The sequence below is a fragment of the Nocardia sp. NPDC058640 genome, from assembly GCF_042716995.1.
GTDB lineage: Bacteria > Actinomycetota > Actinomycetes > Mycobacteriales > Mycobacteriaceae > Nocardia.
In genome coordinates this window covers 843383-858518 of the sequence record NZ_JBHXRG010000001.1, presented here as the reverse complement: position 1 = coordinate 858518, position 15136 = coordinate 843383, and the positions used below count along the sequence as shown (strand labels likewise).

Annotated in this window: 16 protein-coding genes; 9 read left to right on the top strand and 7 right to left on the bottom strand. The window is 66.9% G+C overall.

Annotated elements, in window-relative coordinates:
• Window positions 1–41: 41 nt before the first annotated feature.
• The 7 genes from ACFWU5_RS04145 to ACFWU5_RS04115 all read right to left on the bottom strand — a co-directional run bounded on the left by ACFWU5_RS04145 (window position 42) and on the right by ACFWU5_RS04115 (window position 6346).
• Window positions 42–953, bottom strand: a complete 912-nt coding sequence (locus ACFWU5_RS04145; RefSeq protein WP_379266095.1) for a cation diffusion facilitator family transporter — start codon at window positions 951–953, stop codon at window positions 42–44.
• A gap of 77 nt (window positions 954–1030) precedes the next feature.
• The gene (gene manA / locus ACFWU5_RS04140) at window positions 1031–2251 is read right to left on the bottom strand and encodes a mannose-6-phosphate isomerase, class I (protein WP_379266094.1); all 1221 of its coding nucleotides are present in this window, start codon (window positions 2249–2251) and stop codon (window positions 1031–1033) included.
• Window positions 2251–3471, bottom strand: a complete 1221-nt coding sequence (locus ACFWU5_RS04135) for a tobH protein (protein ID WP_379240162.1) — start codon at window positions 3469–3471, stop codon at window positions 2251–2253. The genes manA and ACFWU5_RS04135 overlap by 1 nt, the downstream gene beginning before the upstream one ends.
• A gap of 130 nt (window positions 3472–3601) precedes the next feature.
• Entirely contained in the window at window positions 3602–4981 is a 1380-nt protein-coding gene (locus ACFWU5_RS04130; RefSeq protein WP_379266093.1) for a phosphomannomutase/phosphoglucomutase, read from the bottom strand.
• A 53-nt stretch (window positions 4982–5034) separates the two neighbouring features.
• Window positions 5035–5418, bottom strand: a complete 384-nt coding sequence (locus tag ACFWU5_RS04125; protein WP_379266215.1) for a DUF3499 domain-containing protein — start codon at window positions 5416–5418, stop codon at window positions 5035–5037.
• Between the two features lie 92 nt (window positions 5419–5510).
• Entirely contained in the window at window positions 5511–5993 is a 483-nt protein-coding gene (locus tag ACFWU5_RS04120) for a metallopeptidase family protein (protein ID WP_379240164.1), read from the bottom strand.
• A gap of 119 nt (window positions 5994–6112) precedes the next feature.
• Window positions 6113–6346 carry a WhiB family transcriptional regulator gene (locus ACFWU5_RS04115; protein WP_133733920.1) on the bottom strand — a complete coding sequence of 78 codons (234 nt, stop codon included), beginning with the start codon at window positions 6344–6346 and terminating at the stop codon, window positions 6113–6115.
• Window positions 6347–6851: 505 nt separating this feature from the next.
• Here ACFWU5_RS04115 and cofD point away from each other — a divergent pair.
• The 9 genes from cofD (at window position 6852) to ahcY (ending at window position 15004) form a co-directional block, all read left to right on the top strand.
• Window positions 6852–7838: a 2-phospho-L-lactate transferase gene (gene cofD, locus ACFWU5_RS04110; protein ID WP_379266092.1), complete on the top strand. Its 987-nt coding sequence runs from the start codon at window positions 6852–6854 to the stop codon at window positions 7836–7838.
• Window positions 7835–9181, top strand: a complete 1347-nt coding sequence (locus ACFWU5_RS04105; protein ID WP_379266091.1) for a coenzyme F420-0:L-glutamate ligase — start codon at window positions 7835–7837, stop codon at window positions 9179–9181. The genes cofD and ACFWU5_RS04105 overlap by 4 nt, the downstream gene beginning before the upstream one ends.
• 22 nt (window positions 9182–9203) lie before the next feature.
• Window positions 9204–9731, top strand: coding sequence for an NUDIX hydrolase (locus ACFWU5_RS04100; protein ID WP_379240167.1), 528 nt, complete (start codon window positions 9204–9206; stop codon window positions 9729–9731).
• 204 nt (window positions 9732–9935) lie between these two features.
• Window positions 9936–11171 carry an alkane 1-monooxygenase gene (locus tag ACFWU5_RS04095; RefSeq protein ID WP_379266090.1) on the top strand — a complete coding sequence of 412 codons (1236 nt, stop codon included), beginning with the start codon at window positions 9936–9938 and terminating at the stop codon, window positions 11169–11171.
• Window positions 11168–11341: a rubredoxin gene (locus tag ACFWU5_RS04090; protein WP_379240169.1), complete on the top strand. Its 174-nt coding sequence runs from the start codon at window positions 11168–11170 to the stop codon at window positions 11339–11341. Before ACFWU5_RS04095 ends, ACFWU5_RS04090 begins: the two co-directional genes overlap by 4 nt.
• Window positions 11338–11520, top strand: a complete 183-nt coding sequence (locus ACFWU5_RS04085; RefSeq protein ID WP_379240170.1) for a rubredoxin — start codon at window positions 11338–11340, stop codon at window positions 11518–11520. Before ACFWU5_RS04090 ends, ACFWU5_RS04085 begins: the two co-directional genes overlap by 4 nt.
• On the top strand, window positions 11517–12176 hold the full coding sequence (locus ACFWU5_RS04080; RefSeq protein WP_379266089.1) for a TetR family transcriptional regulator: 660 nt from the start codon (window positions 11517–11519) through the stop codon (window positions 12174–12176). The genes ACFWU5_RS04085 and ACFWU5_RS04080 overlap by 4 nt, the downstream gene beginning before the upstream one ends.
• A 131-nt stretch (window positions 12177–12307) precedes the next feature.
• A complete protein-coding gene (locus tag ACFWU5_RS04075; RefSeq protein ID WP_379266088.1) occupies window positions 12308–13465 on the top strand; it encodes an alkane 1-monooxygenase in 1158 nt (385 codons plus the stop codon).
• A 57-nt stretch (window positions 13466–13522) separates the two neighbouring features.
• Window positions 13523–15004, top strand: coding sequence for an adenosylhomocysteinase (gene ahcY, locus ACFWU5_RS04070; RefSeq protein ID WP_379240173.1), 1482 nt, complete (start codon window positions 13523–13525; stop codon window positions 15002–15004).
• The last annotated feature ends 132 nt before the right edge of the window (window positions 15005–15136 follow it).

The window sequence follows — 15136 nt, the reverse complement described above, 5'->3', positions numbered from 1 at the left end:
GGCAGTTTCTGCCCCTGCCGCCGACCTGCGGCCCGTGTCGGCTACTTCCGGTACAGGTCCGGCTCCAAGTAGATCAGGCGCGCGGTCGGGACCGCGGTGCGCACGCGCATCTCCGCGGCGTCGATGGCCTCGGCGACCTCGGCGATGTCCAGATGCGGGGCCAGCGCGACCTTGGCGGCGACCAGCATCTCGTCGGGGCCCAGGTACTCGGTCTTCATGTGGATCACCGAGACGATCTTCGAACCGTCGACCAGCTTCTCGCGAATGATCCGGCCCTGTTCGGGCGTGGCGCCTTCGCCGATGAGCAGGCTCTTCATCTCCACGATCAGCACGATCGCGATGATGCCCAGCAGGATGCCGATGGACAGGGTGCCGATGCCGTCGAAGACCGGGTCGTCGGTGGCCATGGTCAGGCCGACACCGCCCAGTGCCAGCACCAGACCGATCAGCGCGCCGGTGTCCTCCAGCAGCACCACCGGCAGTTCGGGGCTGCGCGAGTTGCGGATGAACCGCCACCAGGTCGCGTTGCCCTTCAACGGGCGGGACTCGCGCACCGCGGTCAGGAAGCTGAAGGTCTCCAGGCCGATCGCGATCACCAGGATCACGATCGCCACGATCGGCTGACTGAGCTCCTCGGGATGTTGGATCTTGTGGATGCCCTCGTAGATCGCGAACACCGAACCCAAGGTGAACAGCACCAGGGCCACGACGAACGAATAGAAGTAGCGGTTGCGGCCGTAGCCGAACTGGTGAAGCTCGTCGGCGTCCTTGGCCGCGGCGCGCTGACCGAACAGCAGCAGACCCTGGTTCGACGTGTCGGCCACCGAGTGCACACCCTCGGCCATCATCGACGCCGATCCGGTGATGAACGCACCGATGAACTTCGCCACCGCGATGCCGGCATTGGCCGTCAACGCCGCGATGATCGCCTTCTTGCCACCACTAGCCGACATGCCGGCCCGCCCTTCTGTTCGCTGAACACGACTGGCCACAGCCTAGTGGGGGACAGGGCGAAAAGTACGCGTCGGTATCAGTTGCCGTCGCCGACGCAGGCACTGAACAGTTGCGCGGGTCCGCGCACCGCGCGTGCCTTGATGTCGGTGTCGGCGGCGGAGATCCAGGCCGCGCTGCCGCGTTCGATGGTCAGGGTGCGCCCGTTCTCCGACAGTTCCACCGTGCCCGCGGTGCACAGCACGATGCTGGGCCCGGCGTCGGCGAGCACGACCGGTTCGTCGTCGGTGTCCAGGTCGAACCGGCACAGCGCGAATTCCGGTGCGGGCGTGCGGTATCGGACGCTGCCGTCGCCGCCGGGTTCGGGTTCGATCACCGGCAGGTCGATGGGTTCGAAGTCCAACACGTGCAGCAGTTCCGGCACGTCGACGTGTTTGGGGGTCAGGCCGCCGCGTAATACGTTGTCGGAGTTGGCCATGATCTCCACGCCGACCCCGCGCAGGTAGGCGTGCAGGTTGCCTGCCGCCAGGAACAGTGCCTGGCCCGGTTCCAGGGTCAGGCGGTTGAGCAGCAGTGCGGCCAGGACTCCCGCGTCACCGGGGTAGACCTCGGCCAGTTCCAGCGCGGTGCGCACCTCGGCACCGAACTCGTGCTCGCCCTTGGTGGACAGGTACCGCACGCAGCCCTCGAGCACCGCGGGCAGCAGTTTCGCCAGCGCCGCGGGCGGCAGCGTGATCCAGGTGGTGAACAGTGTGCGCAGACCGGCCGAATCGGGTTGGGCGGCAAGCAGTTCGGCGTAAACGTTCAGGCCGGGTACGTCCAGCGCGCGCAACAGGTCCACGGTGCGGTGCGGGTCGCGGAACCCGGCCAGCGCCTCGAAACGTTCCAGTGCCACAACCAGTTCGGGCTTGTGGCTGTCGTCGCGGTAGTTGCGCAGCGGCGAATCCAAGGCGACACCGAGCCGGTTCTCGCGTTCGAAACCGGTCTTGGCCTGCGCCGAACTGGGATGCGCCTGCAGCGACAACGGCTCTTCCGCGGCCAGGATCTTCAGCAGAAACGGCAGCCGGGTGCCGAAAGAATTTGCCACCGAACCTAATTCGCGCACAGGATCGTCGGCCAACACCTCGACCAGCGAGCGGGTAGCACCTTCGTGCACCACATGCGCGGGATCGGCCGGGTGCGCGCCGAACCAGAGTTCGGCCTCGGGATGCGCCGACGGCACCGGCCGACCGCACAGCTGAGCCAGAGCGGTGCGCGACCCCCACGCGTAAGAACGCAGCGCACCAACAAGTTCCCGCACTAGTAGCGTCCCCCGTCGTATCGATCCGGTTCGGGCGCGGCGGCACCGCGCGCACCGGTCAGTCGAAGATAAGCCGCGGCCATGTCCAGCCGCAGCGCGAGCACAGCCAGCTGCTCGAGTTCGCTGCCGTGTCCGCCCCCTGCGGCGGACATGGCAGCGGCCTGTTCGGTACTGGGCGCGGCGCCGGGGTCGGCCAGCTGCGACTGCAGCACGTCGACATCGGCGTGCACCAGTTCGGCGTCGACCAGGCCACCGCCCGCTCCGTCGAACACCGCCAGCTTGCGCCGCACCGCCGCTTGATCGGCACGCACGCTCAATGCCAGCACCCGCACCCGTTCCACCGGCGCGGGTCCGTCGAGTTCCTCGTCGTGGAACAGCGGATCGAAGGCGGGCGCGGCACCGGCGGTGGCCTGCGACAGGCGTCCCACCGAGGCCACGGCATCGGACAGATCCGCCGCCGACGCGAGCCTGCCCGCCGACTGCAACAGCACCTCGGACCCGTGGCCCGCCAGTTCGATCGCGGCCGGGGAATCGCCCGCGAGCACGACGCCGACCCCGTGCATCCGGGAAGCGAGGGTTTTGGCCGGGTTGCGGAAGACCTCGGTGTGCGGGCCGTCGCGCAACGCCTCGGCGTCGAGCATGTCGGCCAGGGCGGTCAGATCCGGCATGGCCGCGCCGCTGCGTTGCGGGTCGATCCCGCGCAGCACCGCGATGCCGACGGCGAGGAAGCGCAGCAGCCGGTTGTGGTCGAGCACGGGCACTCGCGGTTCGAGCACGATCGCGCGACCGGCGGCCGCGGACCGCAACGGGCCCTCGTGGGGTGCGGCGACCACGACTTCGGCGTTGCGGCGCACGGCCCGGTCCACGGCGTCGATCAGGCGCGGATCGCCCGCGTCGTCGCCGGCCACCAGGACCACGTCCAACGCGCCGACCCAGGGCGGCAGCGACGTGACGGCCACGATCGGCAGCCCGGCCCGATCACCGAGCGAGGCCACCAGCAGCCCGGCCGCGCGCGCGGCGCGACCCGAACCGGTGACCAACACCAGGCTGCGCGGGCTCAGACCCGACAGGCGTTCGATGAGTCCGGTCTCCGCGACCGCGGCGGCCGTGGCACGCACCTGGGCGCCGCCCGAGGCCGCCGAGCGCAGGGCGCCGCCGGTGTCGGCCGCTTCCAGCGACTCGGCATCGTCGAGGTCGAATAGCGGTGTTCCAGCGATCATCGCCGAACCCACCTCCCCTCATCGCGCTGTGTCGTGCGTGACTCCACTATTCCAGTCGTGCATCGGCAAAGCTGCTGATCCGCGGTCACCGAATACCGGGCATCCACTGGTACTGGTTTCATCTTCCCAGTCAGACGCGGACGATGCTCAAGATCTCGGTCACGAGTGCGTTTACTTCGGCCTGCGATCCGGCCTCGACGTTGAGTCGAAGCAGCGGTTCGGTATTCGAGGCGCGCAGATTGAACCAGGCGTGGTTACCCAGATCCACGGTCACCCCGTCCATGCGGTCCACCGATTCGGTGCGGTCGGCGAACGCGGCCAACACCGCGGCGGTGCGATCGGCGGCATCGGCCACGGTCGAGTTGATCTCGCCCGACGCCGAATACACGTCGTAGGCGGCCATCAGGTCCGAGACTGTGCGGTCACTTTCGCCCAGTGCGGCCAGCACGTGCATCGCGGCCAACATGCCCGAATCGGCGCCCCAGAAATCGCGGAAGTAGTAGTGCGCGGAGTGCTCGCCGCCGAACACCGCGCCCGTGGCGGCCATCTCCTGCTTGATGAACGAGTGACCAACGCGCGTGCGCACCGGCTTGCCGCCCAGCTCCTCGACCAGTTCGGGCACCGCGCGCGAGGTGATCAGGTTGTGGATCACCGTGGCACCGGGGTCCTTGGCCAGCTCGCGCTGGGCCACGATCGCGGTGATCGCCGACGGGGACACCGGTTCGCCGCGCTCGTCGACCACGAAGCAGCGGTCGGCGTCACCGTCGAAGGCCAGGCCGATGTCGGCGCCGCTGGCACGCACCAGCGCCTGCAGGTCGACCAGGTTCTTCGGGTCCAGCGGGTTGGCTTCGTGGTTGGGGAACGAGCCGTCCAGTTCGAAGTACAGCGGCACGATGGTGATCGGGCCCAGCGTGCCCAGCACGGCCGGCACGGTGTGCCCGCCCATGCCGTTGCCGGCGTCGACCGCGATGGTGAGCGGACGGATCCCGTCCAGGTTCACCAGTTCGCGCAGGTAGGTGGCGTAATCGGCGAGCAGATCGGTGCTGGTGGCGGTGCCGGACGCGCCGTCGAAGGCGGGCACGCCCTCGATGACCTCGGCGGAGATGGTCGCGAGGCCGGTGTCCTGGCCCACGGGCAGCGCGTTCGCGCGGCACAGCTTGATGCCGTTGTACTTGGCCGGGTTGTGGCTGGCAGTGAACATGGCGCCGGGGCAGCCCAGCTTGCCCGAGGCGAAGTAGAGCTGGTCGGTGGAGGCCAGGCCGATGTGCACCACATCCAGGCCCTGCGCCTGCACGCCCTGCGCGAAAGCTTCCGACAGTGCGGGGGAGGACTCACGCATGTCGTGGCCGATCACCACGCGGGTGGCACCTTCCTCGCGCATCAGGCGGGCGAAGGACGCGCCGACGTCGTGCACGAACGCCTCGTCGATCTGCTCGCCCACCACCCCGCGGACGTCATAAGCCTTGATCACGGCATTCACGAGTTCGCCAGAGCGCGCGAGGGTCGTCATGAGTAGTTACCCTAGCGGGCTCCACCGACAATCCGGGATCGTGGCCGCACTAGCTACGGATCGGGCAGGACCCGGAGGTGCCCGCGGCGGCCGGTTCGCGCGGTGCGCGGGGCGGCGGGGGCGTTGTCACGCAGGCCCGGTTGGTCGGCTTCCGCGGCGGTGGCCGGGCGGCGACGCAGGCCCGCTTCGCGTACGGCTTCGGCCAACGCGGTGAGATCGTCGTCATCGGGCGTGCTCGAGGAGAAGCCGCCTTCGTGCCGGACCAGCTCCCACCCCTTGGGTGCGGTGATGCGGCAGGCGTGGGTTTCGCACAGATCCCAGGAATGCGGTTCGGCGACGGTGGCAAGGGGGCCCACGACCGCGGTCGAGTCGGAGTACACATACGTCAGCGTCGCTACTGCCGGATTCTTGCAGCCTGGTCGGCAGCAACGACGCATAGGGATCACGACGTCGAGATTAGCCCTCCACCGTCGGAAAGTGGAGACGGACACGCCCTAAACGGGCACAGTCGCGACAGCAGTTGTTTCGTCTACTCGGGTTCCGGATCGATCAGATCGGGGTCTACACCGAGGTAGGTGGCGATCTGTTGCACCAGCACCTCGCGCAACAACTCGACCAGATCGTCGGGATCGGCCGCGCGCAGTTCCAGTGGCTTGCGGAACAACACCACCCTGGCGCGCGTGGCCGCACCGTGGCGGTCCACGCCCGCGGGGATCAGCCGCGACAGCGGTACCGGTCCGTCGGCGACGACCTCATCGGGCCAGGTGACCGAATCAGGATGCAGCGGACGGATTTTCGGCACATCGTCGACGGCGATATCGAGCTTGGTGAGTCGATCGTGCCAGCGGGTGTCCAACGGAGCGAACGCCTCGAGCACGAGCCGATCGAACTTCTGTCCCCTGGTGCGCCACGCGGGTACCGTCGGCGGGAGCATGGGGCCACGGACACCTCGGCCGCGGCGGGTCACCGAACGAGCGGTGGGTGCCGTGGGATGACGCCGGGAACGTGCCATGGGTGGTTCACCTCTCTCGCCTGCACCGAAGATAAAGGGCGTTCGCCCGGAGACACCGACGTACTGCGCCTGCGTGGCTCCGGGCCAGGCCTGGAGAGAGTCTACTTTCGAACAGTCACTTAACCGATTCCGCGCTTCAGCCTGCGACGCTCTCGTTCCGAGAGACCGCCCCAGATTCCGAAGCGTTCATCATGTGCCAGTGCGTATTCCAAGCACTGGTCACGTACTTCACAGCCCAAGCAGATTCGCTTTGCCTCACGTGTCGAGCCGCCCTTCTCGGGGAAGAACGCCTCGGGGTCGGTCTGAGCGCACAGTGCTCGTTCTTGCCACTGCTCTTCGATCGACTCGAACATTTCATCGAAGCCCGTGACGACCAGACTCAGCCGGGGAGCCGCGACTTCGCTTACCACGTCCGGTTCCTGCCAGCTCATTTCAGCGCAGACAGCGTGAGCTGCGCCTGCTGTGGAATCGGTCGGCGAGACCAGATCTTCGGTCATCGTTCCGCCTCCTCACTATGTGTTAGCGCAGAATGATTCTTTCCGTCGGATCTACAGATAAATCCCGACGGCCCAACACCGCGACGTAGTCTCGCGGGCTTCCCCGAAGCCTGCCTTCCGAACGAGACTGAAACCCTCTCGCAAACGCCCCCGCGCTATGCCCTCTCGCGGTGACCGGAATGACATGTCTGTGATTAGACACGCCGCACTTGCCGGTGGTCAACCCGCCGTCACCCTTCCGTTACACTCCGGCCCCGCCTTTCGTGTTGATCTTGTTATGTGCCGTGGCAAATGACCAGCAACTTCGCTGGACATCGGTGTGAAATCGCCGGGCAACCGTTGGTCACTAGGCTGTGACCTTGTGACTGCACAACACGCGGTGCGCGTGCCCAAGATCGCCGTACTCGTCGGCGGCGTCGGCGGTGCCCGGTTCCTCCAGGGTCTTCGTCAGCTGCTGCCCGAAGCCGACATCGCCGCCATCGTCAACGTCGGCGACGACGTGTGGATGCACGGGCTTCGCATCTGCCCCGACCTCGACACCTGCATGTACACCCTCGGCGGTGGCATCGACACCGAGCGTGGCTGGGGCCACGCCGACGAAACCTGGCACGCGAAAGAGGAGCTGGCCAAGTACAACGCCCAGCCCGATTGGTTCGGACTGGGCGACCGCGACATCGCCACCCACCTCATTCGCACCGAGATGCTGCGCGCCGGATACCCGCTGTCCGCGGTCACCGAAGCGCTGTGCAATCGGTGGCAGCCGGGCGTGAAGCTGATCCCGGCTACCGACGATCGCTGCGAAACCCACGTCGTGGTCAGCGATCCCGACAATGCTGGCGAACGTCGCGCGATCCACTTCCAGGAATGGTGGGTGCGGTACCGCGCGGCGCTGCCGACTCACGGATTTGCCTCGATCGGCGCCGAGCAAGCCTCTCCGGCCCCGAATGTGACCGAAATCATAGCTGCCGCAGACGCTGTGCTGCTGGCCCCGTCGAACCCCGTGGTGAGCATCGGCGCGATCCTCGCGGTGCCCGGAATCCGCGGCGCGCTGCGCACCACCGACGCGAAGGTGATCGGGCTGTCGCCGGTGATCGACGGAAAGCCGTTGCGCGGCATGGCAGATGAGTGCCTGTCCGCGATCGGCGTCGAGTCCACCGCCGAGGCGATCGGACGGCACTACGGTGCGCGTTCGGCGACCGGCATCCTCGACGGGTGGTTGGTGCACTCCACCGATTCCGCCGATGTGCCGGGTGTGGAAGTGCGCAGCGTGCCGCTGTTGATGACCGATCCCGACGCGACCGCCGAAATGGCGCGTGCGGCACTGGAATTGGCGGGAGTGAAGGCGTGAGCGTTGTGCCTGATCACGCGGCCGACGAGCTGCGCATCCTGCCGGTGAAAGGACTGCCGGAGTTCCGGCCCGGTGACGACATCGCCGAACACCTTGCGGCACAAGCGCCCTGGCTCACCGACGGGGACATTGTCGTGGTCACCAGCAAGATCGTGTCGAAGGTCGAAGGGCGCATCGTGACCGCCCCGACCGACCCCGACGAACGCGACGCCGCGCGCCGCACCCTCGTGCAGGACGAAGCCGTGCGCGTGCTCGCCCGCAAGGGCCGCACCCTGATCACCGAGAATCGCCTCGGCATCGTGCAGGCGGCCTCGGGCGTGGACGGTTCGAACGTGGCCGAAGGCGAATTGGTGCTGCTGCCTACCGATCCCGACGGCAGCGCGAAAACCCTGCGCACCGCCATCGCCGCGCGCCTCGGCGTTGACGTGGCCGTGGTCATCACCGACACGATGGGTCGCGCCTGGCGCAACGGGCAGATCGACGCGGCCATCGGGTCGGCCGGACTGCGCGTGCTGCACGACTACGACGGCGCAATCGACGGGCAGGGCAACGCACTTCACGTCACCCAGGTCGCCATCGCCGACGAACTCGCCGCGGCCGCGGACCTGGTCAAGGGCAAGCTCGGCGGGGTGCCGATCGCGGTGGTGCGCGGGCTGGACACCGACGACGACGGCTCCACCGCGGCGACGTTGTTGCGCGGCGGCGTCGACGACCTGTTCTGGCTCGGCACCGCCGAGGCGATCGAGCAGGGCCGCAAAGAGGCTGTGCCCCTGCGACGTTCGGTGCGCGCGTTCGCGAACGAACCGGTGGACCCCGAACGGATCCGCGCCGCGGTCGCCGTCGGCCTCACCGCGCCGGCCCCGCATCACACCCGCCCAGTGCGCTTCGTCTGGCTGCGCAAGGCGACCCTGCGGGCGCAGCTGCTGGACGCCATGGCCGAACAGTGGAGCGCCGACCTGACCGCCGACGGCCTCGACCCCGAACGTGTCGCGCGTCGAATCGCGCGCGGCCGCATCCTTTTCGAAGCCCCGGAAGTGATCATCCCGTTCTGCGTGCCCGACGGCGCGCACGACTATCCCGACGCTCGACGTCAGGCGGCCGAGCAGACGATGTTCACCGTGGCTGTCGGTGCGGCGGTGCAGGGCCTGCTGGTGGCGCTGGCTGCCGATGGTCTGGGCAGCTGCTGGATCGGTTCGACCATCTTCGCGCCCGAGATCGTGCGCGAGGTCCTGGGACTGGACGAGGACTGGATGCCGTTGGGCGCCATCGCCATCGGCATGCCCCTCGAAGAACCGACCCCGCGCACGATGGGATCGGCAGGCGCGGGACTGGTGGAACTGTGAACGCGACGAAGGGGCCTGCCCTGTGACCGCCGAATCTCTCCACGCGTCAGCGACGGAACTGCTCACCCGGTGGGAACCGCAGTCGCACGCGGATCACTCACTGCGCGAAGCGTTTCTGGCGTTCCTCGGCTCCGCACCTCGCGGTTGCCTGCGCGAACACGCCCCCGGCCACATCACCGCATCGGCGATCGTGCTGTCGCACGACCGTCGCGAAATCCTGCTGACCCTGCACCCGAAAGTGGGCCGCTGGATTCAACTCGGCGGTCACTGCGAACCCGACGACAAGACCGTGCAGGACGCGGCGCTGCGCGAAGCGGTGGAGGAATCCGGGATCCCTGACCTGGTCCTGACGCCCGGCCTGTATGGCGCGCAGGCGCACCCGATCACCTGCTCGCTTGGCGTGCCGACCCGGCATCTGGACCTGCTGTTCGAGGTCATCGCGCCACCGAACGCGGTACCTGTGCGCAGCAGTGAATCCACCGATCTGCGGTGGTGGCCGGTCGACGGGCTACCACCGGGCGCCGACGTGATCTTGCGGTCAGACGCATGATGTAAAGCCCCCTGAAAAGGTCTCTGACCTGTAACGACGACGGCCGTGTCCAGCTAGGACACGGCCGTTTTCGGCGTTTCCGAAGGTTGCGACTTTACAAATAGCGGATTTTGTCTAGACAGCCGACGGATCCGGACATATCGTCTGTGACAGAGAGTTACGCACATCACAGGTGTGAGATGTGCCTCGGGACTGGAGACGATGATGTCGACCGATGCCAACGCGTCGCAGCAGCGGGTTTCGCCGCCGCAGTGGCGAGATTCCAAACGCTATTTGTGGCTGTGGGGGCTGTTCGCTCCCACCGGCCTGTTCACGATCGCGATCCCGCTGATCTGGGGTCTGAACCAGCTCGGCTGGCACCGCATCGCCGAGATCCCGTTCTGGCTCGGCCCGGTGCTGGTCTACATCGTGATCCCGCTCGCCGACCTGTTCTTCGGCCCGGACGGCGACAACCCGCCCGACGAGGTGATGGAGTACCTGGAAAACGACAAGTACTACCGGTACCTGACCTACCTGTACCTGCCGTTCCAGTACGCGTCGCTGATCTTCGCCTGCTACATCATCACCGCGCCGAACCTGCACTGGCTGGGCTTCTCCGGTGGCGCCAACGTCGTGGACAAGATCGGTATCGCGATCAGCGTGGGCATGATCGGCGGCATCGGCATCAACACCGCGCACGAACTGGGCCACAAGAAGGTCGAACTCGAGCGCTGGCTGGCCCGCATCGCGCTGGCCCAGTCGTTCTACGGTCACTTCTACATCGAACACAACCGCGGTCACCACGTTCGCGTTGCCACCCCCGAGGATCCGGCGAGTTCGCGTCTGGGTGAATCGTTCTGGGCGTTCTGGCCCCGCACGGTCTGGGGCAGCCTGCGCTCGGCCTGGCATCTGGAGAAGGAACGTCTGGGCCGACTCGAGAAGAGTCCGTGGACGCTGCGCAACGACGTGCTCAACGCCTGGGCGATGTCGGTGGTGCTGTGGCTGGGCCTGATCGCGTTCTTCGGTGTCGAAGTGCTGCCGTATCTGGTCCTGCAGGCCGTGGTCGGTTTCAGCCTGCTGGAATCGGTGAACTACCTCGAGCACTACGGCCTGGTCCGGCAGAAGACCGCCAGCGGTCGCTACGAACGGCCCGCGCCCGAGCACAGCTGGAACAGCGACCACATCGTCACCAACATCTTCCTGTACCACCTGCAGCGCCACAGCGACCACCACGCCTACCCCACCCGTCGCTACCAGACGCTGCGCAGCTGGGACGGTGCGCCGAACCTGCCAAGCGGCTACGCCAGCATGATCCTGCTCGGCTACTTCCCGCCGATCTGGCGCAAGGTGATGGACAAGCGCGTGCTCGCCCACTACGGCGGCGACGTGACCAAGGCCAATATCGAACCCAAGCGCCGTGAGCAGGTGCTGGCACAGTACGAGACGGAGGACCGGTCGTGAGCGCTTACAAATGTCCGGTGTGCGATTTTGTCTACGACGAGGCCAAAGGCGCCCCCCGCGAGGGTTTCCCGCCTGGCACACTGTGGGCGGCCGTCCCCGACGAATGGTGCTGTCCAGACTGCGGGGTACGGGAGAAAATCGACTTCGAGGCGGTAGGAGTTTCGCAGTGACCGATTACAAGCTCTACCAGTGCGCGCAGTGCGGTTTCGAATACGACGAAGCCGTGGGCTGGCCCGACGACGGCCTGGCCCCCGGCACCCGCTGGGACGACATTCCCGACGACTGGACCTGCCCCGACTGTGGTGCGCAGAAGTCCGACTTCTTCATGGTCGAGATCGAACGTTCGTGAGCGTCGCGGGTCGCCCGCGCACCGGTGCGCGCATCCCGTACCAGGAGGCCGCGCGTGAACTACTGCGCAACACGGTCCTGGACGGGATGCGCGAGTTGCTCACCGAGCGTGACTGGTCCAAGGTCACCCTCGGTGACGTCGCGACCAGGGCCGGAGTGAGCAGACAGACCCTCTACAACGAGTTCGGTTCGCGCGCGGGCCTTTCGCAGGCCTACGCCCTTCGCCTGGCCGACGATCTGGTCGACCATGTGCGCGAGGCGCTGGACGCCAATGTCGGCGATGCCCGCGCCGCGATCCGGGTCGGGATGACCGGGTTCTTCCTCTCCGCGGCCGGCGACCCACTGGTCCGGTCGCTGCTGAGCGGGGAGATGAAACCCGACCTGCTCCGCCTGATCACCCTCGACGCGGCCCCGCTGCTCGAGCACGCCACCACGCGCCTGACTACGGTGTTCACCCACAGTTGGGTGGACGCCAGCGTTGCCGAGGCCGACGTGCTCGCGCACGCGCTGGTGCGCATCGCCCTGAGTTACATCCCCAACCCGCCGGTGCCGCAGCGTGATGCCGCCGCGGAGATGGCCGCGCTGCTGAGCCCGTACGTCGAGGCGATCGTGCAGGTCAGAGGTGTGCGCGCACCAACTGGTGACGTAGAGCACTGAGACACCTCACGAACTCTGAATCGCCATCGTGTAACCATCACCACGTTTGGGGATCTGCCGCTGTGTAACGCGCCTATGGTCTGTCAGTATTCACATCGGTCGGCGATTGGTCTCTTTACAGCGGAGCGAGTGTGCAAGCGGTTGGTAAACCGGGGGGTTTTCGTGATCCCAAACGGTATCTCTGGGCCCTGGGGCTGATCGCCCCGGCGTGCGCTCTGCTGCCCTCCCAACTTGTGTACTGGACCAAGGCGGAAGTGTTCTGGTGGATCGGCCCGGTGATCGTGCTGATCGCCATCCCCGTGCTGGACTGGATCGTGGGCGAGGACGGCAACAACCCGCGCGACGAGGACTACGCGGCGCTGTCGGCGGACCGGTACTACCGGTGGTGCACCTACCTGTTCCTGCCCATCCAGCTGATCAGTCTCGGCGTGGCCTGCCACATGTGGACCAGTCCCGAACTCGCGCTGATCGACAAGCTCGGCTTGGCCGCCACGGTCGGCTTCGTCAGCGGTATCGGCATCAACGCCGCCCACGAATTGGGCCACCGGGTCGAGAGTGCTGAGAAATTGCTGTCGAAGGTGGCGCTGGCCCAATCGGCGTACGGGCACTTCTTCGTCGAGCACAATCGCGGACACCACGCCCGCGTGGCCACCCCCGAGGATCCGGCCAGCGCGCGACTGGGCGAAACACTGTGGGAGTTCTTGCCGCGCAGCGTGATCGGCGGGTTCTCCTCGGCCGTGCAACTCGAGCGCGCCCGCCTGTTCCGGCAGGGGCGCGGCTGGTGGAGCACCCAGAACAACATCCTGCAGGCCTGGGCCATGACCGTGGTGCTGTTCGGTTCGCTGATGCTGGTTTTCGGTACGTCGATCCTGCCGTGGCTGGTCGTGCAGGCCGTGATCGGCGTTGCCCTGCTCGAGACCGTGAACTACGTCGAGCACTACGGACTGCTGCGCGCCCGCAAGCCCAACGGCCGCTACGAACGCTGCTCCCCGCGCGACAGCTGGAACTCCGATCGCCTGGTCACCAACATCTTCCTGTTCCATCTGCAGCGCCACAGCGACCACCACGCCAACCCCGGCCGGCGCTACCAAACCCTGCGCAGCACCGAAGACGCCCCGCAGCTGCCCGCCGGCTACGCCACCATGATCGTGCTGGCCGCGGTGCCGCCGCTGTGGCGTGCGGTGATGGACCCGCGCGTGGCGGCCCATTACGGCGGCGATCTGAGCCTGGCCAATGTCGCACCCGACAAGCCGCGACGGTTGCTGGCCCGATACCGCGCCGCGGCCTGAGACCGCACCTGGGCAGACCGGGGAACTGAGTCGGGCGCACCCGGTAACCTTGCCTGCGTGACGACCTCAGAACTCCCCGCGCGTACCGAGCTCACCCCCGACGTCCGCAACGGCATCGACTACAAGGTGGCAGACCTTTCGTTGGCCGAATTCGGCCGCAAGGAGATCCGCCTGGCCGAGCACGAGATGCCGGGCCTGATGGCGCTGCGCCGTGAATACCACGACGTCCAGCCCCTGAAGGGTGCGCGAATCTCCGGATCGCTGCACATGACGGTGCAGACCGCCGTGCTCATCGAAACCCTCACGGCCCTCGGCGCCGAAGTGCGTTGGGCCTCTTGCAACATCTTCTCCACCCAGGACCATGCCGCCGCCGCGATCGTGGTCGGCCCGCACGGCACCGTCGACGAGCCCGCGGGCGTTCCCGTGTTCGCCTGGAAGGGCGAGTCGCTCGAGGACTACTGGTGGGCCGCCGACCAGATGCTCACCTGGCCCGGCGAACCGGCCAACATGATCCTCGACGACGGTGGCGACGCGACCATGCTGGTGCTGCGCGGCGCGCAGTTCGAGAAGGCCGGCGTCGTCCCGCCCGAGGACGACGACCACTCCGCCGAGTACAAGGTGTTCCTGAACCTGCTGCGCGACAGCGTCGAAGCCGACAAGACCAAGTGGTCGACCATCGCGGAATCGGTCAAGGGCGTCACCGAGGAAACCACCACCGGTGTGCTGCGCCTGTACCAGTTCGCCGCCGCCGGTGAGCTGGTGTTCCCGGCCATCAACGTCAACGACTCGGTCACCAAGTCCAAGTTCGACAACAAGTACGGCACCCGCCACTCGCTCATCGACGGCATCAACCGCGGCACCGACGTGCTCATCGGCGGCAAGAAGGTGCTGATCTGCGGTTACGGCGACGTCGGCAAGGGCTGCGCGGAGTCGCTGGCAGGCCAGGGCGCGCGCGTGCAGGTCACCGAGATCGACCCGATCAACGCGCTGCAGGCGCTGATGGACGGCTACGACGTGGTCACCGTCGAGAAGGCGATCGGCGACGCCGACATCGTGATCACCTCCACCGGCAACAAGGACATCATCACCCTCGACCACATGAAGGCGATGAAGGATCACTCGATCCTGGGCAACATCGGCCACTTCGACAACGAGATCGACATGGCCGCGCTCGAGCGTTGCGGTGCCACCCGGATCAACATCAAGCCGCAGGTCGACGAGTGGACCTTCGACTCGGGCAAGTCGATCATCGTGCTGTCGGAAGGCCGCCTGCTCAACCTGGGCAACGCCACCGGCCACCCCTCGTTCGTGATGTCCAACAGCTTCTCCAACCAGGTCATCGCCCAGATCGAACTGTGGACCAAGCCACAGGAATACGACAACGAGGTCTACCGCCTGCCCAAGCACCTCGACGAAAAGGTCGCCAAGATCCACGTCGAAGCCCTGGGCGGCGAGCTCACCAAGCTCACCAAGGACCAGGCCGAGTACATCAACGTAGACGTCGAGGGCCCGTACAAGCCCGAGCACTACCGCTACTGAGCCTCAGATGACAGTGGGCCCGTAGGCCGATCGGGAGAAGGGGCCACTGTAGCGTGAAGGCGGTTTGAGCGGTGGGGATTAAACGCTATTAGGTGCGAATCCCGAACTGGTGGCCCGCGCGCCACTCACGCC